The sequence below is a fragment of the Paenibacillus sp. PvR098 genome (genome assembly GCF_017833255.1).
Lineage (GTDB): Bacteria > Bacillota > Bacilli > Paenibacillales > NBRC-103111 > Paenibacillus_G.
In genome coordinates this window covers 2,531,584-2,557,964 of record NZ_JAFIBU010000001.1, presented here as the reverse complement: position 1 = coordinate 2,557,964, position 26,381 = coordinate 2,531,584, and the positions used below count along the sequence as shown (strand labels likewise).

24 protein-coding genes are annotated in these 26,381 nt (G+C 39.2%); 20 read left to right on the top strand and 4 right to left on the bottom strand.

Annotation, left to right across the window (positions count from 1 at the left end):
- Window positions 1-556 precede the first annotated feature (556 nt).
- The 17 genes from JOE45_RS12650 (at window position 557) to JOE45_RS12570 (ending at window position 19,446) form a co-directional block, all read left to right on the top strand.
- Window positions 557-730: a hypothetical protein gene (locus JOE45_RS12650; RefSeq protein WP_210019865.1), complete on the top strand. Its 174-nt coding sequence runs from the start codon at window positions 557-559 to the stop codon at window positions 728-730.
- An 18-nt stretch (window positions 731-748) separates the two neighbouring features.
- On the top strand, window positions 749-1,042 hold the full coding sequence (locus JOE45_RS12645) for a hypothetical protein (protein ID WP_210019866.1): 294 nt from the start codon (window positions 749-751) through the stop codon (window positions 1,040-1,042).
- 117 nt (window positions 1,043-1,159) lie between these two features.
- Window positions 1,160-1,420, top strand: coding sequence for a hypothetical protein (locus tag JOE45_RS12640; RefSeq protein WP_210019867.1), 261 nt, complete (start codon window positions 1,160-1,162; stop codon window positions 1,418-1,420).
- Window positions 1,421-1,542: 122 nt separating this feature from the next.
- Window positions 1,543-1,986, top strand: a complete 444-nt coding sequence (locus JOE45_RS12635; protein WP_210019868.1) for a hypothetical protein — start codon at window positions 1,543-1,545, stop codon at window positions 1,984-1,986.
- Between the two features lie 4 nt (window positions 1,987-1,990).
- Entirely contained in the window at window positions 1,991-2,686 is a 696-nt protein-coding gene (locus JOE45_RS12630; protein WP_210019869.1) for a metallophosphoesterase family protein, read from the top strand.
- A 33-nt stretch (window positions 2,687-2,719) separates the two neighbouring features.
- Window positions 2,720-3,307: a DUF7669 domain-containing protein gene (locus tag JOE45_RS12625; RefSeq protein WP_210019870.1), complete on the top strand. Its 588-nt coding sequence runs from the start codon at window positions 2,720-2,722 to the stop codon at window positions 3,305-3,307.
- Between the two features lie 40 nt (window positions 3,308-3,347).
- Window positions 3,348-3,539, top strand: coding sequence for a YgiT-type zinc finger protein (locus JOE45_RS12620; protein ID WP_210019871.1), 192 nt, complete (start codon window positions 3,348-3,350; stop codon window positions 3,537-3,539).
- A 668-nt stretch (window positions 3,540-4,207) separates the two neighbouring features.
- On the top strand, window positions 4,208-4,708 hold the full coding sequence (locus tag JOE45_RS12615) for a helix-turn-helix domain-containing protein (RefSeq protein WP_210019872.1): 501 nt from the start codon (window positions 4,208-4,210) through the stop codon (window positions 4,706-4,708).
- 62 nt (window positions 4,709-4,770) lie between these two features.
- Window positions 4,771-5,718: a hypothetical protein gene (locus JOE45_RS12610; protein WP_210019873.1), complete on the top strand. Its 948-nt coding sequence runs from the start codon at window positions 4,771-4,773 to the stop codon at window positions 5,716-5,718.
- Window positions 5,719-5,833: 115 nt separating this feature from the next.
- Window positions 5,834-6,115 (top strand): TIGR04540 family protein, encoded by a 282-nt coding sequence (locus tag JOE45_RS12605; RefSeq protein WP_210019874.1) that lies wholly within the window; start codon window positions 5,834-5,836, stop codon window positions 6,113-6,115.
- A 3-nt stretch (window positions 6,116-6,118) separates the two neighbouring features.
- The gene (locus tag JOE45_RS12600) at window positions 6,119-6,721 is read left to right on the top strand and encodes a DUF1819 family protein (protein WP_210019875.1); all 603 of its coding nucleotides are present in this window, start codon (window positions 6,119-6,121) and stop codon (window positions 6,719-6,721) included.
- 4 nt (window positions 6,722-6,725) lie between these two features.
- Window positions 6,726-7,292: a DUF1788 domain-containing protein gene (locus tag JOE45_RS12595; protein WP_210019876.1), complete on the top strand. Its 567-nt coding sequence runs from the start codon at window positions 6,726-6,728 to the stop codon at window positions 7,290-7,292.
- Between the two features lie 18 nt (window positions 7,293-7,310).
- Window positions 7,311-10,877 (top strand): BREX system P-loop protein BrxC, encoded by a 3,567-nt coding sequence (gene brxC, locus JOE45_RS12590; RefSeq protein ID WP_210019877.1) that lies wholly within the window; start codon window positions 7,311-7,313, stop codon window positions 10,875-10,877.
- Between the two features lie 77 nt (window positions 10,878-10,954).
- A complete protein-coding gene (pglX, locus tag JOE45_RS12585; RefSeq protein ID WP_210019878.1) occupies window positions 10,955-14,464 on the top strand; it encodes a BREX-1 system adenine-specific DNA-methyltransferase PglX in 3,510 nt (1,169 codons plus the stop codon).
- A 79-nt stretch (window positions 14,465-14,543) separates the two neighbouring features.
- A complete protein-coding gene (gene pglZ / locus JOE45_RS12580) occupies window positions 14,544-17,102 on the top strand; it encodes a BREX-1 system phosphatase PglZ type A (RefSeq protein WP_210019879.1) in 2,559 nt (852 codons plus the stop codon).
- Between the two features lie 18 nt (window positions 17,103-17,120).
- Window positions 17,121-19,175, top strand: a complete 2,055-nt coding sequence (brxL, locus tag JOE45_RS12575; RefSeq protein WP_210019880.1) for a protease Lon-related BREX system protein BrxL — start codon at window positions 17,121-17,123, stop codon at window positions 19,173-19,175.
- Between the two features lie 4 nt (window positions 19,176-19,179).
- Complete coding sequence (locus JOE45_RS12570) at window positions 19,180-19,446, top strand: hypothetical protein (protein WP_210019881.1); 267 nt, start codon at window positions 19,180-19,182, stop codon at window positions 19,444-19,446.
- A gap of 202 nt (window positions 19,447-19,648) precedes the next feature.
- On the opposite strand, the gene JOE45_RS12565 is transcribed toward JOE45_RS12570, so the two are convergent.
- Together JOE45_RS12565 and JOE45_RS12560 are read right to left on the bottom strand one after the other, a co-directional pair.
- Entirely contained in the window at window positions 19,649-19,927 is a 279-nt protein-coding gene (locus tag JOE45_RS12565; RefSeq protein WP_210019882.1) for a hypothetical protein, read from the bottom strand.
- A complete protein-coding gene (locus tag JOE45_RS12560; RefSeq protein WP_210019883.1) occupies window positions 19,914-20,894 on the bottom strand; it encodes a ParM/StbA family protein in 981 nt (326 codons plus the stop codon). The genes JOE45_RS12565 and JOE45_RS12560 overlap by 14 nt, the downstream gene beginning before the upstream one ends.
- Window positions 20,895-22,031: 1,137 nt before the next feature.
- Here JOE45_RS12560 and JOE45_RS12555 point away from each other — a divergent pair.
- On the top strand, window positions 22,032-23,234 hold the full coding sequence (locus tag JOE45_RS12555; protein ID WP_210019884.1) for a hypothetical protein: 1,203 nt from the start codon (window positions 22,032-22,034) through the stop codon (window positions 23,232-23,234).
- Between the two features lie 532 nt (window positions 23,235-23,766).
- Here the strand turns inward: JOE45_RS12555 and JOE45_RS12550 are convergent.
- Window positions 23,767-24,294 (bottom strand): hypothetical protein, encoded by a 528-nt coding sequence (locus tag JOE45_RS12550; protein WP_210019885.1) that lies wholly within the window; start codon window positions 24,292-24,294, stop codon window positions 23,767-23,769.
- A gap of 115 nt (window positions 24,295-24,409) precedes the next feature.
- On the opposite strand from JOE45_RS12550, the gene JOE45_RS12545 reads away from it, so the two are divergent.
- Window positions 24,410-25,012, top strand: coding sequence for a hypothetical protein (locus tag JOE45_RS12545; protein WP_210019886.1), 603 nt, complete (start codon window positions 24,410-24,412; stop codon window positions 25,010-25,012).
- A 121-nt stretch (window positions 25,013-25,133) separates the two neighbouring features.
- Window positions 25,134-25,487 carry a four helix bundle protein gene (locus JOE45_RS12540; protein ID WP_280873784.1) on the top strand — a complete coding sequence of 118 codons (354 nt, stop codon included), beginning with the start codon at window positions 25,134-25,136 and terminating at the stop codon, window positions 25,485-25,487.
- A 205-nt stretch (window positions 25,488-25,692) separates the two neighbouring features.
- Here the strand turns inward: JOE45_RS12540 and JOE45_RS12535 are convergent, their stop codons facing one another.
- Complete coding sequence (locus tag JOE45_RS12535) at window positions 25,693-25,899, bottom strand: hypothetical protein (protein ID WP_210019888.1); 207 nt, start codon at window positions 25,897-25,899, stop codon at window positions 25,693-25,695.
- Window positions 25,900-26,381 lie beyond the last annotated feature (482 nt).

Sequence of the window (26,381 nt, the reverse complement as noted above, 5' to 3'; positions counted from 1 at the left end):
ACAATTCAACAGAAAAACGGAAAATAACACGCCTTTCAGACAAGTCCACAACGAAGGCGACTTATGAAGTGAAATCTATGAATGAAAAGCTGTTGAGGCTCGTCAATGAAAGGAAGTACGGGGGTTGGATAGTTCAATAGGCAATATGGTTATAAAAGTAACAATATTACATTTCTGTTGACAGTTCCCTATGCTCGGATTAGTATATATCTACATAACATAAATGAGGAAGGTAATCGGGAATGAATCTGATGTGCAGTGTATCCCAAAACAATTCCAAAAGGATCGAATGAACCACTTAGTCTAATCGGCTGAGTGGTTTTGTTTTTGTTGGAGTTTTGTTAGCAACAATATGATGGAGGTGGACTCGATGAGAATGGTATTAGGCAAGTTGAAGTAGCGGCGGTTTGTACAGAACCTTGTGATTGAGGTAACTGCTGATCTAACTATGCTTACTTTGGGCATTGTGTTTGGCTATTACTTAAAAATGCTGATGTTTTAAGGCTGGAGAAGGGTTCAGACGATTGGAAGCTGGCTGTATGAGGTGAAGATTTGAATGGTTATTGTTTACAAGGTTGGATTAACAGATGAACAGAAGTTGGCTGTTAGAGCTTCTGTGAATGATCTGGAAAATGATGAGTTTGTAATTCTGTGCACAAATAATGAGGCCATTTATGGGAAAATGAAGGCTGGTAGGGTCCTTATCAAGGAGGTACTAAAATACGTTTGAAGTAGAGGGGGAGGGATTATGAGCAAACGATCAATCAAGGACGAGGCCACTTGGGAGTTAGGACAAAGCTACGGCATGACGAAGGCTATGCAAAGATTTATGGATCATTACTTTGACCAGATAAAGGCGGAGTATTTCAAGATGTTGAGAGAGATGAATGATCTGGATCTGGTTGATAAAATGAACGATGTCATATTTTCAACAAGAATAACACGAGATGATTTAGTGTTAATGCTTAAATTGATTGAACATCAGCATATGGAGCAGATGAAGAGAAACCATGAAAGTAATCATACACAACCAGAGGGATAGAAAAATGAATGAAGATGACAAAGGAAATTTGGCAGAAAAATAGAATAAACTCATAATCACATATATCGGCAAATGTTATTTTTGGTAGGTATTCAACTATAGACAGGGGATTTAGCGATGCATGAAATCAGAAAATTAGTACCATTGGATGAAGCTCAATCATTAGATGGAGAAACGTGGGACATAAATACAAGTGACGAACATAAATGGGAGTTGTGGGAGGGTATAGCCTTTGGTCCCGATGGAATTGAGAGGGATAGACTCGCTGTCTGTTTGGTCTACAACATGGGATTGCGACACTTTCTTGAGATATTACCAGCGGAGTCAAAGGGCATACTGAAGGAGCTATTGGGAGCAGATCACACGGGGGGAGTTTGAAATAATTGGACAATACCAGAGGGAAGAGGGAAAGAGAGGGGATTTATCCGCTCTTTTTTCATTTCAAAAACATGCGATGATATAATGAAAGCTAATAATAGACCGATGAAAGGGCAATTCGTATGGAAGATAATTTGGAAGCTATTTCAGAAAAGATAAAGGCAACAATTAGTGAATATGAAAGACTACTTGAGATCATTGGAAATGAACCAGGCACAATTTGTAGAATGCCTAAAACAGAGATATCTCGTTTATATGGAAAGTCATATACAGGAACGCTCAAGAAACTTGGTTTCTTGGAACGGTATGGATTGATAGAAAAAACTACAGGTGGATATGTCAGAACTGAGAAAATATTTATGAGAGATACACCTTTTTCCTTGATACCAAGGATCGTACTGTTACTTAGTGAACGTCCAGAATTATTTAATAGCTACAAACAGCAAGCTGAGGTGCTGTCTGTCTCACTATCGGAGATTCAAACTGCCTGGGGATTCTTGTCTTACTTTTTTGGTTCGGTTAATTCCTTTGCTGGAGAGATGAAAGTGACTGATTTGAGAGGTTGAGATTATGAAATACTTCATAACGGACATTCATGGTGATTATAAAGGGCTGAAGCTGTTAATGGAGCACGCAGGAATCGATTTTTTAAAAGATCAGCTTGTTATTGGCGGGGATATGATTAATAGGGGCAGAGATAGTGCGGGTGTTGTCAAATTTATTAAGGGGTTAGTTCAGAAATATCCAGAAAACGTTTATCCTCTGATTGGAAACCATGAGGAGATGATGAGGGATTTTTTTCATAAAAGGGATAAGCTTTGGTTGAGTCACGGAGGGATGGAAACGCTGAGGGATTTTGAGAGAACATTCTCCAAGGCGGAAATGGATGAGCATATAGAATGGGCATGTAATCTGCCGCTTGTTTTCCAAGATGACGAATTCGTTTACACGCATGCAGGCTTAAATCCCTTTGAGCCACTGGAAAAGCAAAGCAGGGATATATTATGGATGTCGGAGTCAGAATCCTACAGTATCTCGAATGAGACCCTCATGAGCTTAACTCAGGATAAACCAGTTGTCCATGGGCATACTCCTGTCGAGAGAATCTATTTTGATGGGATCAGATTAAACTGCGATTTAGGATCGAATACTTATATAATTCAGGAAGAGCGGGGATTGGGTCTGGTGAACTTGACCGAAATGAACTATCTTGTATATCGGCAATCACAAAAGAAGATAAAGAAGCGGGAGATTGCAAGATTTTAAGTAATGAATAGTGATAAATGAGGAGGATACAGGGTGTCGGATCGTCAAATGGTAAATTATCGAGATGAGATATTAGCGTCTGTACACGAGATTGTGAAAAGGAAAGGGCAAAATGAGTTTGAGGTAAAAGAAGTCATCGACTATATGGTAAGTAAGAATCCGAACTATAACGAATCGACCATTCGGACACATATTGGGTCGAGGTGTTGCGTGAACGCAAATGCTAATCATGCTGTAACGTATAACGACTATGAGCGAATTGGACATGGAGTGTATCGATTGTATGAACCAGCATCCAGGGACATAAGAAAGCTCTACTTCGTTGATGTTAACACCAGAAACAACTACTTGCTGGCTCTGGACGTTCAAGTAGAGGAGAATGACGGGAAGGCACGGGTTAGTTTCTTTGATACGAACAGGGGCAGAGGATTCGAAGGGGAATTGTTGGTTAAAGAAGAGGGCGGATTTGTCTTTTTGACGGAGCAACGACACGTTATGACATTTCGAGTAGCTTCACTGGAGGAGTTCAATATTTTTTGGCGGCGGCAAATTGAAGGCAACGTACCTGACTTTAGGACGAACAAGGAGTTGCATGAGTGGTACTACAAACAATTTGCATAATCAGAGTAGAACGCTGTATTAGCAAGGAGCGTGAGCTGACTTGGTAAATGTAAAAATTTGTGTGGTGTGTGGCTGTACAGATGTTCCGCCTACTGAACTGGAGATTCCAGTGAAGCACAAACACATCATTAGTATTAAGTTATATGGAGCATCCTGTAGAGAATGTGGCGAGGAATATTACGATAAGCAGTCATTGAAGGTAATCGAAGAGCTTGAGAGAGAAGAAATTTGATAATAGACTACGATTAGCATTGTGTAGACATGTTCTTGGGTTGTATGGGTTACACCTGCGTACTTTCCAATAAAGTGCATAAGAATTACATAACATTTATGAACGTGGCGGATGCTTAAGTTATGAAATAGTTGTGAGGATATGTGAACAAGATATGAGGAGATCCACCTGAATTGTGATAAATTACCTCTGTCGATAGTGGTATACGTCTAATGCACATTAATCATAGCTATTGTTGTGCATAACATCTTAATAGCTTTTACATCCCTATAGTAGATTCTATGGTTGATGCTGCCTCGCAGTCAATTGAGTGTCAAAATTTCATTTGGACAAGTATTGTTCCAAAGGGTGCATGTTGTTTATACTTATATGCAAACAAGTGTTCCTTTGTGGAGGGGGCAAAATATGAAATGGAAGAGCTGTGGTCGAAATGAAATATTTCAAAACCAATAAAATCAGAAGCATGCCTCCAGTAAGCAAATGGAGAGCATGCTTTTTTAATACCGTTCGAAGATGAACTGTATTGAAGCAGATCTTTCGTGGAACAATTTTCGGTAAGAAGAATTGAGGTTTCAAAAGTTATTGAACATCGTGATTCTGCTTAAAATATAAAGTTCACAGAACATAGGATTCTCATCACGAGATAAGTAGAAAGGAGCCAATTAACAATGGTAGATGACAAAAAGCAAAGTAATTCGGCCATAAGTATTGCAAATGAGGAGAGCAACAGCGGCGGAGGATATGCTATTGCGGATAGCTTCGGAATTTTGATTCGCCATTACCGTATGAAAGTAAAGGATCTGTCGTTGAAGCAACTCGAAGAGATGAGCCAAGTCTCAAGTTCTTACATCAACAGACTCGAAAGGGGCGAAAAAACGTCACCTTCCTTGCCCGTAGTTTTTTCATTGGCAGAGAGCCTTGAGATCCCGTATTCCGTTCTAATGGCCACTATTTTTCAAAAGGCTGAAGAACATGGACAACCATCAATTTCAGATGTCTTGATCCAAAGCAACTTTGTCCTAAACGATCAACAGTTAAGCAAAGAGGCACGCTCCATTTTGATCCGAATCAACGAGTTTTTGGTGGACTGCAAATGGAATGCCGAGACGAAAGTGAAGGAGTTGTATATGCTTTCTGAAATGCTGGATGAATTTAAAGCGGCAATATAAGTGGATGAGGGGGAGGGAAGCTTTGCCTTCCTTCTTTTTATTCTTTATTGGGGGGAAGATGGTTGAGCAGATATGGATCCGAGAAAGAGTTTATTCTGACGCTGTTTTTACTGAAGCATCCTCAGTATTTAGAGAGTCTTATTGGGCAAAAGTTAGAACAAACAGAAGCAGAGGTCCCGATTGGTAGAAGGAAAGTCGATTTGTATGCAGTTAATCTATCACGGAGATTGCCGATATTTATAGAAAGTCAGGTAAATCCATCTGATAAACGCCATTTAATGAAGGTACTTGAGATTATCGATGCGACATCAGAAGGTACTATTGTCTGGCTTGCTTCTGATTTTCAAAAGTGTCATCTTGAAGAAGTCAGTGGATATATGAAAAGTCAGAAACATAAATATATTGATTTTTTTGCATTACGTCTAACTCAGGAAGCTATCAAGCGGTCAAGTGAGGTTAACAAACTCTATAAGCTTGATGTATGGAATAACTTACACAGAATTGGAAGTTCTCAATATCCGCCGCTGGAAACATATTATGCATATTCCCAGGTTCCGTCTGCTCATACTGGTCGGACAATAGCAAAAGTCAATTATGATTTTGAGCGTGTTGAGGATGTAAAACAATACATGCTTGAAAAGTTTAGAATCCACATTCCCTACTTGACTAACGTATGGAAATCGAAGAAGCATAACAGCAATGATTGCCAACTCTCAATTGGAGGTGGGCGAAGCGGAGTAAACTTTAAAGTGAGTGCTCGAAACAAATATGGACATGCTTCGATATACTTGCATTTCGAAGAATATCAGGAAGTGCTGTATCGTACCTTCGAGAGCAGGATTATGGAACTTCAGAAGTTTATAGACCCCATGCTAAAAGCTGAGGTTCGAAAAATAGGGGTTAGTTTTAAGCCAGACAATGATTTGGATACTACGATCAAGAAGCTATCTCAACTTTTTGATAAGATGTTGAAGACGATGGGACCAGAATTGTATGCTGGTCTTAGATAAAGGTCGGAAAAACCGCTGAACAAGCGGTTTTTCTTTTTAAGGCACCAAGGTATAATAGAGGAATAAGAATGAAGTAAGAATTGAGTATAAATGGTGATACTTATGAGGTGGTCACGTGGAACTAAAGCTTTTCTATAAAACGCAAAGGGAACTCGCCATGGCAATTAACGAAATTATTGATGCCTATTGGGATGATAATGTAAGCGAAGATTTGCTGAAAAAGAACATAGCAAACATGTATAAAAACAATCCACAAAAGATATTGAAACAAGCGGAATTCACCACAATTCTCAAGCAACAATGTGGCAAACGACGGTTGGAGGTTGTTGAACGGGTACTAACAATGACTGGAATGTTAGAGGATGAAAAATACACTGAAGAAAAAGCAGGGAGTTGAATTATGTCTACAGAATTAGAATATAGTGCCACCTTAACTGGGGCTTCATTCATGTTTTATGAATTTAAGCAGGTCGTAAGTCTTAGAATGAAGGGGTTTAGCGAGCAGGAAATAAGGCAAAAGGTTCTTTTAGAAAACCTATTTCAATATCAGGTTAATGCAAGTCTAAAACGTAGCTTGCCCTCGGTATTACGGAGGGTAAGCATCCTTGATGAAATGTTATGTCAAATGGTTTTAGAGCAATCATTGGAAGCGGGGAAGCTCATTAACCTGTATGCCATAATGAAAACGGACAGGCTCTTCTTTGAGTTCGTGAATGAGGTTATCCGTGAGAAGCTTGAATCGAATCATTATTTACTGGAGAAAAAAGATTTGAACCTTTACTTCGTGTCTAAAGCGGAACAGGACACAGGGGTAGGAGGTTGGACAGAACAGACCGTAACAAAGTTAAAAAATGTAATTCAGCGGATATTACTTGAGTCAGGCGTATTAAAAGACAAGAAGACAGGCGAGCTAAGTCGTCTCCTAATGGATGATCAGTTAAAGCAACACTTGGTTCATATTGGAGACATCGCATATGTAAGAGCGATGGGTGAGCGAGGGTAGAAGCATGGCGAATTTAAATAGCAGATTGGATAAGATTATCCCAAAGATCAAGGAAGATAAGTTTATTGAGGGTAGAGGGCTGGGGAATGAAATCAGCTTCTACGTGTTTGATTATGAGCCAGAAAAGGAACTGCTTGTTCGGGATTATGTAGCACACATTTTAAGAGAGTTCAGTTATGAGGGTTCTAACCGCAGGATTATTGAGTTTGACCTGTATAAATTGTTAATCGAGATCGCAAAGGAGAAGAGGATCTACGATCGGATCCCCCAAATGGAAGAGAAACAGGGGAAAGATGCTTTATTTAAAGCAATGGCTAACTTCGCCAAGCCTGATATATTTCTTCAAAAAATCAAGGAGCAAATAGCCGATAATAATGTTGTGTTCATCACGGGTGTTGGCAAGGTTTATCCGTTTGTACGTTCTCATAATATATTGAACAATCTTCAAGAAATTCTGGATAAGATCCCTGTGATCATGTTCTTTCCAGGAAAGTATGACGGTTTATCACTTCGCTTGTTTGATCGATTCAAAGATGACAACTACTACAGGGCATTTCGTTTAGTGGATTAACTTTGAGGGGGCAGTTCTGTGCGTATTAAAGATATGTTTGTGAAAGATATTGAACGTAGCATTAAAGGGGTAATCAAGGTTGCACAAACCGATGAAAACAATATTTACCAAGAACTTGATGAATATGTAGTAACACGAGAATTGAATAAGCATTTATCCAAGTTTTATGAGAACTATCAGCAGGGTATTGATGGTACTACCGATAAGATGGGTGTTTGGATCTCAGGCTTTTTTGGTTCGGGTAAATCGCATTTCTTGAAAATTCTTGCTTACTTGCTTGAGAACAAGAAGGCGAAAGACAAGCGTGCAGTTGATTTCTTCGCCGACAAAATTCAGGATCCAATCGTTCTCGCTAATATGAAAAGAACTTCAAACGTTGAAACAGAGGTTATCCTATTCAATATTGATTCGAAAAGCTCCTTGGATAATAAATCTAAAGAGGATGCTATCCTTCGGGTTTTCTCTAAAGTTTTTTATGAGCACCAGGGCTTCTATGGTGATATTCCTGGTGTAGCGGAGATGGAGAAGTATCTGACCAAAGAAGGCGTGTATGAAGACTTTAAGAGGGAATTTAGAGCGGCGGCAGGCGAAGAGTGGGTAGAACGCAGAAACACCTTCTATTTTGATGCGGATTATGTCATTGGAGCATTGACTAAGGTAACATCCATGTCCGAAGAAACAGCGAGAAATTGGTTTGAGAACGGTGTAAACAACTTCGAAATCAGCATCGAAAAGTTCTCAAAGGATGTAAAGGAATACGTCGCACAGAAGGGGAACAACTTTCACCTTATTTTCTTGGTGGATGAAATTGGACAATATATCGGTGATAGCCGACAATTGATGCTTAACCTTCAAACATTGGCTGAGGATCTCGGAACACATTGTCAGGGCAAAGTGTGGATCATGGTTACTTCGCAGGAAAGCATCGATAGCATTGTAAAGGTAAAAGGCGATGACTTCTCCCGCATTCAAGGACGATTCGATACGAGGCTGTCGCTTTCTTCGATCTCAGTTGATGAGGTTATTAAGAAGCGGATACTTGAAAAGAAGGAGCATGTCGTTGACAAACTGAGGCTTCTTCATCTTGAGAAGAGTGCAACACTCAAGAACCTCATGAGCTTTAAGGATAGCACTGCGGATTTGAGAGGGTATGAGAATGATCTGGAATTTGCGGATGTATATCCATTCCTTCCTTACCAGTTTAAACTCCTACAAAACGTTTTTGAGCAAGTACGTAAACACGGGAGTTCAGGCAAGCACTTGTCTGAAGGTGAGCGTTCTATGCTCTCCGCATTTAAAGAAGCTGGCTTGCGATTCAAAGATGCGGAGGAAGGGACATTAATTCCTTTCTATGCGTTTTACGATACGATTAAAGAGTTCTTAACCCCTTCTATTGCAAGGGTTATTGAAGGTGCATATGAAAACCCTGCATTGCGAGACGATGAGTTTAATATGGATCTGCTTAAAGTGCTATTCATGATTAAATATATCAAAGAGATTCCTGCCAATATAGATAATATTGCAACATTAATGGTCACGCAAATTGATGAAGATAAGTTGGCGTTGAAGGAGAAAATCAAGGTATCACTTCGAAAGCTGATTTCACAAACGCTCATCCAGAAGAACGGTGAGTTCTACCTATTCCTGACGGATGACGAGCAAGATATAAATCGTGAGATTAAGGCGATGAAGATTGAAGAGGATGTCATCAAGCGTGAGCTTGCGAATTACATTTATCAAGACCTGTATGATGACAAGAGATACCGCTATTCGGCACAATACCAGTTTTCCTATAATCAGAAGATGGACGAGAAGAACATCGGTAATCAAACATCGAGTATCGGAATCAATATTCTCTCGCCGCTGTCTGATCATTATGCCAAATCCGAACAAGAACTAATGCTTATGTCGTCTGGTACAGGCGAGATGATTCTGAAATTGGGTGCGAATGAGGCTTATGTTGAGGAGATGGAAGAGGTCCTCAAAATCGAAGAGTATCGGAAGAAGAAAAATCCGACTCAGCTTCCAGAGAGCATTCAAAACATCCTGAACAATAAACAAGCCGAAGCAAGAGATCGCAAGCGTCGGGTAAGGGATATGCTGGAAGAGGCGATCAAGGGCGGCACGTTCTTCATTAATGGTAATAAGGCGGAGATCAAGGGTTCGACGGTTAAAGAGCGGATTAACGCTGGATTCCTTTCATTGGTCGAAAATGTGTATACAAAACTTGGATATGTGAAGAACTTCTTGGAATCGGAAAAGGATCTCATCTCGATTTTGAGAAGAAATAATGAGCAATTGACCATTGATGGCGGATCGTTGAATTCAAATGAGTTGGCTGTAAAAGAAGTTATGGACTTTATAAGCTTGCAGGATAGTATCCAAAAGCAAATACGAGTAAAAACGATATTGGATCGTTACAAGGATAAACCATATGGTTGGAAAGATATCGATATATCAGGTTTGATTGCGGAGTTAATGAAAGAACAGCGGATTCGCTTACGACTTAATTCTGAGTATTTGGAACCAGAAGATGGCAATGTCTTAAATGCTTTAACTAAGACGAGTGAGATCGATAAAGTAATTGTCGTAAAGCGGCATTTCGTCGACGAGTCGTTATTAAAAGTTGCAAAGAATATCTGTAAACAAGTGTTCAATAAAACAGATGTTGCAGATGATGAAGATGGACTGATTAGGGACATTCGTGGGTTGATCGAAGCTCAGGTAAAAGAGATCAATGCACTGAAGAGTCGATATGAGGGTAGGAAATATCCTGGCGGTAGTCTTTTGAACAAAGGCCTTGAATATTTTGGTGAGTTTACGAAGGGTTTGGACAATGTTTCGTTCTTTACCAAACTACGTGACTTGGAAGACAATTTATTGGATTGGGAGGAAGATGTTACTTATGTAAAGAGCTTCTTCGCTTCCCAAAAAGATATCTTTGATAAAGGACTTCGTGCAATTGAGATGTACAAAGAGAACGATGTTTACTTAACGGGTAACGAGATCAAAGGCTATGCGGATAAACTCCAAGAGATCTTAACGGACGTTCAGCCGTATAAGAAAATCAAGGACATCCCTGAATTAGTGAATAAAATCGACGAGTATATCCAAAGTGTTCTTGAAGGGAAGAAAGTAGCGGCGAAAAACGTTATTCAATTGGATATAAATCATCTCACGTTACGTGCTAATGAAGATGGTGTATCTGAGGAAACAAAAAATCGAATCCAGGCTTATTATGGAAATTTGTTTAGCAGTATGAATGAACTTGTCGATATCTTTAAGGTGGATGCGACAATAACACAAAGCTCGGCTTTCAAAGATAGGGAAGAAACCATTATTAATCGTGAGATCCGAGAATATGAGAACAGAGAACAAGGGAAGCAACCTGAAGGTGTTGTTGAAGGTGGCGAGACTTACGTTGCAGTTAAAACAGCTCCTCAACGTGAACGAGTGAAAGTGAACAGCTTACTTTCAACCAAGACTTTGCGGACAGAGGAAGAAGTAGATATGTTGTTGAATACGCTGTCTGCAAAGCTGAAACAGATTATTAAAAGTAATAAGCAAATCGAATTTATTGATTAAAAAAATGTGCGTGGCTTTGGCCGCGGCACTGTGGTTATTGTAAATTACATTTCAATATTAGGTTGGTGAATAGGCCCATGAATAAGTTAGCATTGAAAAACTTTGCGACGAATGCACGTAAAGAATTGATTGAGAAAGTTAAAGCTAAAGCTTTTAAAATAGGAATTACAGAAGAGAACATCAAGAGGGCTCAATTTGAAAGCTCAGATTCCCTTTATATTGATGGAAAACAGCTCTCAGCAACAGAGAAGAAGCAACGGGAAAAGCTGATTTCTCGAATTAATGAAATAGGTTATAACCAGGTTGTTGAGGAAGTTGCGTATACTTGGTTTAACCGTTTTACTGCACTACGTTTTATGGAAGTAAATAACTATCTCCCAACTAAGGTAAGAGTTTTGTCATCCAGCAATGTCGACAGTTCTGAGCCTGATATTATTAAAGAAGCATTGACGGTTGAGTTAGAGATTGATAAAGAGTTGGTTTATGATCTGAAGCTTAATAATCAGACTGATGAGCTTTTTAAGTATTTGGTTATTAAGCAGTGCAATGGCTTAAATAAGGTTCTTCCATTTATGTTTGAAACGATTGATGATTATAAAGAGATACTTTTTCCAGAGGGATTGTTGGCGAAAGATTCTTTCCTTCGCCAGATGACCGACACGCAAGTAATTCCCGAAACAGATTGGGAGCAGGTTGAGATCATAGGGTGGCTATATCAATACTATATTGCGGAAGAGAAAGATCGTGTAATTAAAGCAAAGAAAAAATACAAAACAGAGGAAATCCCTTTTGCGACTCAGTTATTTACGCCTGACTGGATTGTAAGATACATGGTACAGAACACACTTGGGCGTTATTGGGTGGAATCACATTCAGAACATCAGGAGTTAATAAAGAACTGGGAGTTCTATCTCAATAATCCTAACCAAGAACCAGATTTCGAAGTAAGGCTTGCTCCTTATCTTAATAAGGAACTAAAGGTTGAAGACATTAAATGTTTTGATCCTGCTATGGGTAGTGGACATATTCTTATCTATATGTTTGATGTACTATATGAAATTTACTGCAAATGTGGGTATATGGAAAGGGAAATACCAAGACTTATCATAGAGAATAATTTATATGGGTTGGATATTGATGATCGGGCTTATCAGCTTGCTTGTTTCTCTCTTGTTATGAAAGCATTAGAGTATAACAACCGTTTCTTGAGAAGCGTCGAGAAAGAACCATTGCAAATAAATTTAGCTTCTATCCAGGAGACAAACTTAATTCATGGTGATGAAATAGCTTACATTGCAGGAGAAAAAAACGGGAAAAAATTTGAAAATACCAAAGGATTTATTGAACAATGTAGAAATGCAAAATCGTTAGGCTCACTACTTAAAATTAAAGAATGCGATGTTGATTTTTATAAAAAAAGGTTGGACTTTATTAAGAACAATCCTGCTAAAGATTTATTTGAGGTAGAAGTACGGGATAAAGTTTTGACACTACTTCCACAGTTAATCCATCAGATTGAAATAGTTAATAACCAGTATGACATCATAGTTACCAATCCTCCCTATATGGGTAGTAAATATATGAATTTAGAGTTGAGTAATTACGTGAAAGAGAATTACCCTGACACTAAATTCGATATATTTTCGGCATTTATTGAAATGTGCTCAGAAAAGGTGTATATAAAAGGACATTTGGGCTTTGTAACACCGTATGTATGGATGTTTATTTCATCTTATGAAAATCTCAGGAAATCTATTACCACGAAGAAATCAATTAGTTCCTTGATACAACTTGAATATAATTCATTTCCAGGAGTGACGGTTCCAGTTTGTTGTTTCACATTTAGAAACACTAATGTTAACATCAGGGGAGAATATATTAGATTATCTGATTTTCCTGGAGTAGAGGTTCAAAAGATAAAAACTATTGAAGCGATAAAAGATCCATCAGTTGATTATAGATATTCAGAATATACGAAGAGTTTTTTAAATATACCACGTAATATAGTTGCATATTGGCTTAGTGAAAATATGAAACAAACATTTAATAAAGCCGATAAATTAAGCAAGATTGCTGAACCTAAAAAGGGGATGTTTACATCAGATAACCTTAGGTTCGTTAGACTATGGAGTGAAGTTGACATTAATAAATTCCATTTTCCAACAAATGAACATATCAATTTGGATATAAAATCAAAAAAATGGTTTCCTTATAATAACGGGGGGAAATATAGAAAGTGGTATGGTAACAATGAGGATGTAGTTAACTGGGAAAACGATGGTGAGGAAATTAAAGCATTTGAGAGGTCTGGAGTTGTTAATCCCAAGTATAATTTTAACCCTGGTCTTACCTGGACTGCGATAGGATCAAGTAAACTAAGTGTTAGAGACTTTGGTTATGGATTCTTGTTTTCGAGTGCAGGTGGATGCATTTTCACAGAAGAAAAGTATAAAGATTATATTAATGCTTTTATAAATTCTAAGGTCAGCCAAGTATTTCTAAGTATTTTGTCGCCAACCATGAATTTTAATCCAGGTGATTTGGCGGAATTGCCTATTATACTTGACGAGAGTAAAAAGGATTATGTGTGTGAATTAGTGAACGAAAATATATCTATTTCCAAGAAGGATTGGGACTCTTACGAATTTTCGTTTGATTTTAGTAACCACCCGATCCTAACATGTAAAAAAAACCATACAAGAATTGAAGATGTTTTGAAAGACTGGGTCATAGAAACTGAGAATCGATTTAATAAATTGAAAAGAAATGAGGAAGAGCTTAATAGAGTTTTCATAGATGTTTATGGATTGCAGAATGAAATAGATCCAATGTTAGTTGACGATGATATAACTATTAGTAAAGCAGAGGGAGAAAGAGATATCAAATCTTTTATATCATATGCAATAGGTTGTATGTTTGGACGTTTTTCTTTAGATGAAGAGGGTCTTGTTTACGCTGGTGGGGAATTCCAACATAATAGATATCAAAAATTTGAAGTTGATAAAGATAACATCTTACCGATCCTAACTGGGGCTTATTTTGATGATGATATAGTTTCAAAGTTTATCGAATTTGTTAAAGGTATTTTCGGTGAAGAGATGTTAGCTGAAAATCTTGAATATATCGCCAGATTAATTGGTAAGAAGAAGGGAGAGATAGCAAAAGAAACAATAAGAAGGTATCTATTAAATGATTTCTTTTTTGAACATTTGCAAACTTATAAGAAGAAACCGATTTACTGGCTCTTCACATCTGGTAAACAAAAAGCATTTAACTGCCTAATCTACATGCACCGTTATGACAAATCAACTCTGTCCAGAATTAGAACTGATTATCTACATGAACTTCAGATGCGAATGGATGCGGAGAAAAAAACACTTCTTGATATTATTAACGGGGATGGAACTACTAAGGAGATTGCTAATGCAAAAAAAGAACTGAAGTCGCTCGACTTGAAGATTGAAGAGCTACGGGCATACGATGAAAAACTCCATCACATGGCTGACATGCAAATCGAGATTGATCTCGACGACGGTGTTGCTGTTAACTATGCTAAATTCGAGGGCTTGCTCGCTCCAATTAAATAAATTAGGTACAATGGGGATATGCCAGTTCTTCTTGGTATATCCCTGTTTTTAGCCCGATGAAAAAAGGTGTTGATAAATAATGAATATGGATGAGGTTACAAAGGCATTGCAAGAAGCTTTTCTTCAGCCACTTAATGAGGGCGAACATCGGAAAATAATTTTCTGGATCGATAAAGACCAGATGTTTGCTGAATACATAAATGAGATTTCCCTTGAGAACGTCAATGTACATACGCTGACTGAAGGTAATAGCTTCTATACTAAGGTGTTGCTCGAAGAAGAGGATCAGACCTCGAACTATTTGATCTATTCCAACCTCGACATGAGAATGGAAGACAATTGGTTGTTGGATACAATACTGTATTCGAAGACGTTCTATGCGGATAGGATATCCCTCATTATGAATGAACTGAACATCGATACTTCTCTTCGGAGCTCAGTAAAGAAATACGAGAAGTTCTTTGGGAGTAAGGATCGGATTAAGAAATTCAAAGGATTCGAGTTTAAGGCGAATTCTGAAGGAACAATTGAACTTATGATGATGAGTGCGTTATGCAACATCAAGACTCCAGATTTTGAGGATGTTCTAAAGGTTGTACTGATGGATTCACTTGATGACAGCGAAAATAAGCATCTGGATTCGATTGCAAAGTATGTAGGGTTAGAAGTGTTTTGGAATGCGGTAACTGAGCGGTATGGCTATGAGCAAAGTCAAAAGTCACTTAAAACGCTGTTTATCCATTTGACGGTCACTGCACTTAGCCATGCGGTTAGTGAGGAACGTCTTTCATTGGTTAAAGGCTACATTGCTACTCGAAACAAGTCCAATGCTTTGGTGTTCGTCGATCATTGGATGCATCATAAAACGGATTATCACATGTATGATCAGTATGCAGAAATTGCCGAGAGAGAAATCAAGCTATCGGATATCGTAAACCAACTCCCTGTTGAAGAGTTTAAGGCGGCGGATACATTCCCATACTTCGATAAGGCAATTATCATCTATATCGCCAACAGTTTGGAAGATCGGCTTGAGGATTATGATGCATATACGAAGCTGATTAACCTACGGAGAGCAAAGCACTATTATGAGCGGTATCAATCCATTTATGAAGCATTGTTCTATACAGTTAAGATGTTCGAATTTCATAAGAAGTACAGCATGGGTATTCCGAGAACGCAAGCTGTGGACATGTACCAAACGTATGTGAATGATTATCACCAAATGGATATGTACTACAGAAAGTTCTATTTCGCTTACGACAATGATTCGAACAGTGAAATCCTGAAGAAGCTCAAAGTCATGGTTGAGAACCTATATACCAACTGGTATATGAGCGAATTAAGCTCGCACTGGTCCGCCGCTGTACACGATGAGATGAAATCAAGTTGGGTTCTGCCAGGGATTCAAAGTCAGAAAGATTTTTATCGAAGCTTTGTTGCTCCGAAAATCTCCAATGGTGATCGGGTATTTGTTATCATTTCAGATGCCCTGCGTTATGAGATAGCGGCGGAGTTGGCGGATAAGCTGAATTCGGAGACAACGGGGGCTTGCGACATTCAGCCATTGTTAGGCGTACTTCCATCCGTCACGAAAATGGGCATGGCATCGCTTCTCCCACATAAGAATCTGCAAATCGATTTGAGTGGTAATGTATTAGTGAATGGCAAGTTTTCAAGTGGAATCGACAATCGAATCGGAATTCTCCAATCAGCAGTACCCGATAGTACGGCAATTCATTTTCAAGAGCTGAAAAACATGAATAAAGCGGGGCGTAGGGAGACATTTAAGGGCAAAAAACTGATTTACATTTACCATGATAGCATCGATGCTACTGGAGATAAGGCATCGACCGAAGTCTATACGTTCACAGCGGCGGAGAAGGCCATTGATGAATTGTACGATATAGTTAAAATCATTAAGGATGATTTGAGCGGTACGAACATTTTCATTACTGCGGATCATGGTTTCGTATATCAACGTGATGCATTGGAAGAGAGTGACAAGATTGAAAAGGAAGGTATTAAAGCCTTTGAAGTCAAAAGGCGATATCTGTTCTCGCAAGAAAAAGGAGAGCGGAGCGGTCTTCTGGATATTAATATGGACAGGCTGATCCAGAATGAACATCAGATCACGACGTACGTTCCGAAAGCAACAATCCGTTTCAAAATCCAGGGTGCTGGAGCCAATTTTGTTCATGGTGGAGCCAGCCTTCAAGAGATCGTTGTTCCGCTCATACAATTTAAGAATATCCGTAGTGGACAAAAGAACAGTCGTGAAATCGAAAAGGTGGATGTTAAGCTCACGAACACCACAAGAAAAATTACGAACAGTTTATTCAACCTTACCTTTTTCCAAACGGAAAAAGTAGAGGATAAGCGAGTACCACGGACCGTCAAGATCTACATGGTGGATGATAAAGATGCCGTTATTAGTAATGAGGAAATGCTGATCTGTGACCGTACATCAGATAAGCCAGAAGAACGGACGTTTAAGCTTCGCTTTGCGTTAAAGTCGATAGCTTATGACAAGAGTAATAATTATTATCTCATTACCAAAGACACTGAAACGAATGTTGTTGTGGAAAAATCGGCATTTACAATAAATTTGGGTATCGTTAGTGAGTTTGATTTTTAGTGGAGGGGAGGAGTACGGATGGAGACGATGACTGGCGAGCAGATATTTGATTTGGACCGCAAGCTGAACGATGTATTTTCGGGAAGGGTCGTTCGGAAAGATTTGACGAAGTTAATGAAAGAGGGGGCGAATGTCCCTGTTTATGTCCTTGAATATTTACTTGGGATGTATGCGGCAACCGACGATGAAGATAACATTCGTGAAGGAATCGAGCGGGTAAAGAAGATACTCTCAGATAACTTTGTAAGACCAGATGAAGCGGAAAAGGTTAAATCAAGAATTCGAGAATTAGGACAGTATTCGGTTATTGATAAGATAACCGTCACGCTTAATGAGAAGATTGATTCCTACGTAGCGGAATTCTCGAACCTGGGGCTTAAAGGGGTTCCGATTTCGCCGAGTTATGTCAAAGAATTCGATAAGCTCTTGGCAGGCGGAATCTGGTGCATGTTGAAGATGGATTACTTCTTCGATGAGGAAGTTCGCAACATGAATCCATTTAGTATCAGTAGTTTAAAGCCGATTCAGATGCCGAACATGGATCTGAACGAGGTGTTTGAGGGTAGGAAGAGCTTCACGAAAGAGGAATGGATAGACGTACTCATTCGGTCTACGGGGATGGAACCGACACAACTTGAGGACAGAGTGAAATGGCATCTTCTGCTTCGACTTGTACCGCTCGTTGAGAACAACTATAACATGTGTGAACTTGGTCCACGGGGAACGGGAAAGTCGCATGTTTACAAAGAGATATCGCCAAACTCGATTCTTGTCTCTGGTGGCCAATCGACGGTTGCGAACCTTTTTTACAACATGTCTTCGAAGAAGGTTGGGCTTGTTGGGTTATGGGACACCGTGGCTTTCGACGAGGTTGCGGGCATCACGTTCAAGGACAAAGATGGCGTGCAAATCATGAAGGATTACATGGCATCAGGATCTTTTGCACGGGGGAGAGAAGAAAAGGCGGCTTCCGCCTCCATGGTTTTTGTAGGGAACATTAATCAGAGCCTTGATTCTTTAATCAAGACATCCCATCTATTTGCACCATTCCCTGAAGCGATGGCGAATGATTCAGCGTTTTTTGATCGCATGCATTATTACCTGCCAGGTTGGGAAGTTCCGAAGATGCGTCCTGATTTCTTTACGGACAAATACGGCTTTATCGTTGATTACATGGCTGAATTCTTCAGGGAAATGCGTAAGCGTTCGTTTGCTGATTCTTTGGATCGCTACTTTAGACTCGGTAATAATTTGAATCAGCGTGATGTAATAGCGGTTCGTAAAACGGTATCAGGTATGGTGAAGCTCCTGTATCCAAACGGGGAATACACCAGAGATGACATAGAGGAAATCTTAAAATATGCCCTTGAAGGAAGAAGACGGGTAAAGGAACAGCTCAAAAAAATAGGCGGGATGGAATTTTACGATGTCCACTTCTCCTATATCGACAAGGAAACATTGAGCGAAGAGTATGTATCAGTGCCAGAGCAAGGCGGTGGCAAGCTGATTCCAGAGGGAATGGGCAAACCAGGGCATGTCTACACCGTAGGGCATGGGGATTCGGGTATGATTGGGGTTTATAAACTGGAGAACCAGGTCGTTTCTGGGACAGGGAAATTCGAGAAGTCGGGTGTCGGATCCCATCGAGGAGCGAAAGAGAGTTTGGATACCGCCTTTCGCTACTTTACTTCAAACAGTAAGAGTATCAGCGGCTCGATTAGCACGAAGACTAAGGATTATTTGATGCATATAAGCGACCTTCAGGGTATCGGATTGACGGATGAATTGGCAATTGCTGAACTGATCGGGCTTTGTTCAGGGGCATTAGAACGACCAGTTCAAGAAAGCATGGTTGTCTTAGGCAACATGACCGTTGGAGGTACGATTGCTAAAGTCGATGAATTCGCTAATACACTCCAGGTTTGTGTGGATGCAGGAGCAAAGAAGGTATTGATACCAGCCTCGTCTGTAGTTGACTTTCAGACTGTGCCACCTGATTTACTCATAAAGGTACAACCCGTGTTTTATTCGGATCCGACCGATGCTGTGTTTAAGGCGTTGGGGGTAGGATAAGCATATGGAGGATAAAGTACATAAAATTATTGCTGAGCTTGATGATGGTTCTGCTTTTACCATTACCTATACCGATCCTGACGGGGAAGAAAGGTGTTATGATCTTTGGTTAGACAAAGAGGACACTATATACCGTTTACAGACCATCTATTTGCTTGATGGTAAACCTGAAGAGGTTGGGGAAACCTTTGGGTATAGCAAGTTAGAAATAACACGGAAGCTCGTTGAGTTATCAGCTTTTAGCCAGTTCCATGTTCGTGAATGGGATTGAAATCGGAGTTGTCAGGGCGGTAGAGGGTAGGTTTTCGGTCTGAAGAGCAGTATAAATAATAAATGCCTTTTTCATCGCTTCTCGTTTTTAATTCGATGGTAAGAAATGAACGAGGGTAAAGTAAGGTAAATCAATGAAAAGTACCGCAGATTTCGGTGATTTAAGCCGATTCTTAGGTACTTTTCCTTTATATTTAGTGAAATTAGAAGAGTTGCGAAATGAAATCGGCATCTTCCTCTGAAATCAGGTTAAGAGGTGGGGGGCTGATTGCTGGTGACGAAATGTTTTGCTCTCTTAGGATGTCGGTAACAATTTTTCTTACTTCTTCATGCGAAATTGCTGTGTTTCCTCCGCCGCGGCGGAGGAAAAGCTCTAATGCACTCATTATAAAGTGGCTTTTGTTAGGAATACTCTGCAAATGATCATAAATGTGCTGATGCTCTTTCTTGAAGGAGATAGATAAACGATTACGATTGCCCATGATGCTTCGCCTCCAGAATAGTAAGGAAGGACTGTACATTTGCCAGTTGCGGGTCTTGTGGAATAACAGCGGCGGAATACTCTGCACTTATATATTCCTTCAGCAATAGTGAACCTCCGCCTACGAATATGACCTCAGTATTTGAGAAGCTCACTTTTCTGCTTCGAGCAAAGTTGAATACTTCTTTAACGTGGTTAGTCAGCATTTGGTCAACAATTTGTTTGCTCTCCTCCATCTTCTCACCGTTAAGAATCAAGTATTTATCCCGATATACCGCCTCCACATCCTCGTCGGTCACAGTGATCCCATATTCGGTTGAGAGCTTATCGGCAATTTTACTGCGTAGGATGTTTACGCCAAGATCGGCTGTGAGCATCTTATCATATATAGGAATCAAGTTATTAAACTCTTGGATATTGACGTTAAGTGAACCCACATCGAAAATTAATACCCGTTTCCCCCTGTAGAGATTAAGGTTACTGTAGATCGGGCCGATGCCTTCAGGGAAGAGGTGTATTTTATCGATTCGGAATAGGAATGGTTTATTGTTGACGATTATATTGATGGTTTCCCCGTTGTTTCGAATGAAATCACTGAACTCGGTCTTTTGCTTCTCATTTTTATACAGGCTAATCGGAATATTGACGGCCAGTGATATTTTACTTAGTACGATATTTTGCTTTGACCTCATAAGCAGTTGGGCGATAGCGAGATAGATGCATATTCGATGCGTATCCGTTTTTTTGCTTAGATTGAAGTCCATCTTACTTTCGTCAAGCATATTACCCACAAGGTAGTTTTTATTCCCGAATTCGACAGAAAATGAACCTGGAGTTATCTCAGCTCCCAGATTACTGATTTCCTCGACTTTGGTTTGAAACTTAACTCTTTGCAGTATCCCTTCTCTCATAATTCCCTTGGTCGTGCTCTTGCCGCTGTCCACGGCTATTAAGAATGTGTTGTGCAATTTAGTAGCCCCCTTTGTTTGATAGTTTTATAGATTATATGCACAGGATGGGCGACTTAATCGGACGTTATCGTACGGATTGGTCTGATGTTGTCGGACAACGAGCGATGATGTCGGACGGAAAGGTATGAGAAATAAGCAGATAACAAAGAGGATATTAGATACATCTGATGGGTAAAACAACTTTCGGAATACAATAAACCTATATATAGGTGTTAAAAAGTTCTTCGAGAGGTTTTTGCTTGTTCAACCTTCCTTTGATTTTACGCAAAACTCTTATGGCGTTGCAGTCATCGTAGGAAGAATGCATTTCTTTCTTTTTTCCTTCTTCCTAAGATGACTGGCAATAATCATTCGTATTGGATTTCAATATTCGCCTTCGCTTTTTGAATTATTGCAACCGTCTTTCTGTTTGTTGCAAAAAGTAATCGTCATGTTGGATTTATACATTAACGTTTATGGGAATGCCAAAACCAGCGTTCCAGGTTTCAATGAAAAGCATTTTCGTAAAGATTTTAGTATTAAGCATTAATTCAATTGGTTTACGTTAAAGATCCAGATAGTATGCCTTTCCTCAGAAAGAGTTACAATCCAAGATGAATTCGAAAACCCCAATGATAAGCAGTCTACTTGAATTAGTTATTGCAAATATTATTAGAAAAGGAGGGGAATAAGTTGAGACAATATATAGTGGATGGCTCTTGCAAAGGTATATGTGTGGGTGCAGGAATCATAGAATGATAGTTACATTCAAGAAAAAAATAGAGTAATTCCATTAACAAGGTATGTACGCTTTAGAATACGGCGTAAAGAAGCAGTACATCTACCACTTGCCAAAATTGCTCATCTATTAAGCCGAACTTACTTAGATGATCCAGTAGTAGCCAGAAGTCATCCAGCAATCGTTGTCACCTGGTTTTAATAGCTCATCATTATCTGCTGTAGCTGAATGAATATAAGAGGCTAAGAGGTCTGTCCGTTGCGGACAGACTTCTCCCTTTTCCTCTCCCCATGTATCTTCCTACTTTGCTGTGTCAACCCCATTATGCTCCGACCTGGTTCGACCATTTATTGCCCCATAGACAATTGATTTCCCCGTATGATGATGTAGACAACATCACAAAGGGGGAATTATGAATGAAAGGAATCATCATGGTAAACAAACAAATCAGGGAGAATGGGGGAATAGCGGTAAGGAAACGAATCAATAAAAAGATTCAGAATTTGAAGGATCGAGGGCTTGAGGGAAAGGAATTTCGGAATAGGTCTTATCAGATCAAGATGATAGAAGAGCAACGAGCAAGAAGTCAGAGATATATTAAATCAACTCCTGAAAATAAAGAATTAATCAGGGATATGGCAAAGAAATCAGGAGCGATTGATCGATTTAAAAAGATTCAACAACGGTCGCAGTTGTATATGCTGATTGAGACAAAGCAACAACTTGTCCGTATAGCAAACCGAGTCAACATGTTTGAATTGATATTTGAGAATCTCAAGAATTTTGAAATCGATCGTGTATTCCCGTGCGAGTTGATTGAAGGAAACAGAGCGTGGATTTCCAAGAGTGAGGAAACGGGTAAGCATCGTTATTTCACTATGCACCCTGGTGAAAAGCCCTATAGTCTCAGTATTTTTGATTTGATCGAGATTGTGGACGGTGTTAGAGGATTTCAGTATGCCACTGAGGAATTAGCCCGACTATTAGATCTCAATAATTTACAAGATGAATGGGAAATGGTTCAGCGGGAAAAGTACCAGGCTAACATTGATTACCTCAACGGCAATGAGGTGAAGATAAAGAAAAAATACCCGACTTTGTATCGATATGTACAGAAACAAATGGAAATACTTAAAGTTCTGAATGATTACGGAAAAAAGCACACCAATCGAATGTTTACCCATAGAGATAAGCATATTTTTTATGTGTCAACAACAGAGTTGGCTAAGCAAGAAACACTGGGATTGGATCAACCAGCTGTAAACAGGGCTGTTAACCTGTTGGCATTACTCGGATTAATAAAGAAGATCCCTTTCGACGATCTCACGGCAGATATCCAAGCTGTTGCAAAGGGGATTCGAGGTAACAACAAAGGTTTTCGATATGTAACCTTTTATCAGATTCCGCCATTAAACGCTGATGTTTTACTTCAGGCTGAAAAGATGGCGAAAAAACTTGAAACAGTCGGGATCTGTGATGGTAGGGATGTAAGTAAAAAGAACATAGGCAAATTTCTTGGGGGAGTAATGTTTAAGAGTATTTATTTTCGCTTTCCTGAAGGATATGAACCAAATGACAACCAGGGGCATCCAGAGGATGACGAATTGCCTTTTGAATAACCGCAGTCAGGTGACGAAGCAAAATCAATGCTTCGTCTATTTTTATCATCACACTATAATGATTTAATGCATTAAAGTTGGTTCGCTCTTCTTTTGATGATTGAAGTATAGTCCAATGTGTATAAACCTATTTAATGATTGCAGAAATCTCCTGATTGTTGATGTTGATTTATTATTTGGATGATTCCAAAATCTTTGACGGCTGGAAACCACTGGTGTTTTATCTATCCAATGAATAATGCCAGCCGACTTTAAAATTTATTAAAGCGTAGGCGTTTATTGATACCACGGACGGAAGACGTTTGCCAATTACTTCGTAGTCTAAGGCATCACATCAAGTACGAAAAGGTATGAAGGATTATGTCCATAGTTGATTGGGTAGAAGATTTCTTTATTACCTGGGTGAGTAGAAAAAATAACATTAGTAATAGATATTTATTTATTCAACCCATATTTTACCAAGCGGATAACCTGGAAGTACGGCCCTTTATTCTTGCAACTGCCATAGTAATGTGTTGATAACTTGTAGAGCTTATCTAAAAAGAGATTTTAATCCCTCTTCTGCTATCAGTTCTTCAATGTCTGCAAAATCATATACCCCCATCTCGATACAACCTAAAACCAATTGATCTCTATTATTACAGTCAGATGCGACATATCCAGCCTTTGCAAGTAGTTCATGCGTCTGCTCTAAATTACATTTCAACAAGATAGCAATTCTTAAAATGGTTTCTCTCTCTGGGTTTGGTCTTTTGTCATTAATTAATTTGGACCAAGTGGGATTTGTAATTTGAGCTTGCCCAAAAAAGCCTGCATCATATTGAAAATGTCCTTTACTTGCGGCAAGTATTTGGATATATTTTCCAAGTGATTTGGTTTGCTTTGATTTTTTTAGTCTGGATCGAACATTTTCTATTTGATAACTACTTAAACTATGTCCAAAAACAGGTGATGAATCGTCTGTTTCAAGATTATCCTCATAGATTTTTAGGTACCTCTCAACCAATGAGCCTGATGAGATAAGTATTGATATCTTTTCTTTTAATTCTTTGTACCTCATTATTATTCTGCCTCCTCATGTTGTTGCCTGTGAGGCAAGCCTCCAGACATATTTCATATATACAATAGAATCATAGCAAGTAGCAATAAATTATACAAAAAAGGAGAATGAAAGAATGAGAATGGAAACGGTAGTAGCATTAGTGAAGGGCATACAAAAGAAGGATCAAGAGGTGGCTGAAATGGAAAGCATGATTGCTATTAGTGCTCAAGAAAAACTAAACCAAATCATTCATGTTGCCGTGAATGGATTAGAGTTTGAGGTGATTAACAAGACGGCTTTTTTCCATGATGAAGATGAAGAAGTTGCACAGGTAGAGGATTATTTCCTTGATGATGAGGGCAATGTCCTGAAAGGGGTAAAGGTATTAGTAATGATCGAGGACTCTTCCGATGAAGAAGATGAGGAGGAATGGGAGCTTCACAAGGAGGTTTTTCTTTTTGATGACGGGACCTTTAAAACCTTCGATACGATTTATAGAACGTTCAACTGTTCAGATTGTGATGTTGTACACAAAAGTATTTCGAGGGAAGTGGCAGAGGTAGATTATGAGAGCGAGTACAGGTATGAACTAATCATAAGCAACATCATCTGGAGACTTAATGAACGAGCGGAGGCATTGGAAACGAAAAGGAACAGGTTGGCTGAACGTCTGGAGAAGCTTAATATGTTAATGGTTTCGTACGGTCAAGGAATTGGGAGAAGACAGGACAGATAAATAATCATGATGCCTGGGGAATAGATAATGAGTGAGTGTTCCCCAGAGCATTAAAGAGTAGGGTGATGTAATCTGGAATCAATGAGAGAACCACAGATCAGGGATTTTCGAAAACTGGCAATTGTACCAAAAGGGAATGGTTTGGATAGGAGAAATCAGAGAGATGGTTAAAGGCTGGAGTTGGGAGGACAAACATGTGATCGGTCTTCAACTCCTCCGTTCTTCCAGCTCAGTAATTGCAAATCTGGTTGAGGGAAACGGACAACTTTACTTGCAGAAAGAAGTAAACTTTATTAACAACGCTTTAGGGTCCGCCGCTGAAAGCATGATGTGGTTTGAAGTGGCTTATAAAGCTGGCTTAATGGATCGAGCCACATTCGAATGTTTGGATAATGAAGCGATTGAACTGCGTAAAATGCTTGTTGCTATGATGAAAAAAGTAAAGGCAGAAGTTAGCGGAAAGAAGCTGGCGTAAAAGACTTTAGTTTAATTAAGTGTTGTACACATATTGAGCAAATTAATATATGACCAAGTTCAATTTTTGGTCATTACATATGCGGAATTAATGTTTTCAATTGGACATGCATTAGTCAATGACTGGACAGGCAACTTCGTCAGTATTTGGACAATAATGTGCGACGCATTCTGCTGAATAAATGTCCGTGGATTTCATCTAACCATCATTCGACGCAGTCCGATAGTCTTTCCTCGAAATATTCATCAACTTGACCCTCGCAATCTCCATATTCCTCGTCCATGAACTGAACACCTTTTTCACAGAATGGACATCCACAATCAGTAGTTACAAAGATGCGACCCACGGACCCTAAATCCAAAACCTTGGTTTTCCTGCCATCGCCATTGCAAGGAATTTCATACTTAACCATCTGTTATCCCCCCCATATTCGAGGTAATCCAATAATGTTACTTCATAAACCCTAATGGGAATATACGTTCCTGTAATCTGGACAAATTATACTCGACATTTTTTTAGTTTGCAACAGCCCAATGAATTCACGGTTGTCTGGTTATGATGATTGTGCTATTCTGTTTTTAATTTCATAAAACAAGTAGAAGCACTTTCGGTGCGGGCAAAAAAAAACGAGATTCGTTGCCCAACTGAAGTGCTTTTTTGCATTTTTTCTGAAAGGCAATTTTGGGGCAAGAGGGGAGAGTGTATCAGGATGATGGCTTTATGGGAAGTAAAGTTGGAAGAAAAAATTCCTAAAAAAGTTATGTCACAAGTTTTTTATATCTTATTTTCAAGATGGCGACGAAGGAATGAAGGTTAGCGGACTTGGAAAAAGAGAGACTCTATTCAGAACATATAATTATGTTGCGAGATTATATTTACACTGAAAAGAAGGTT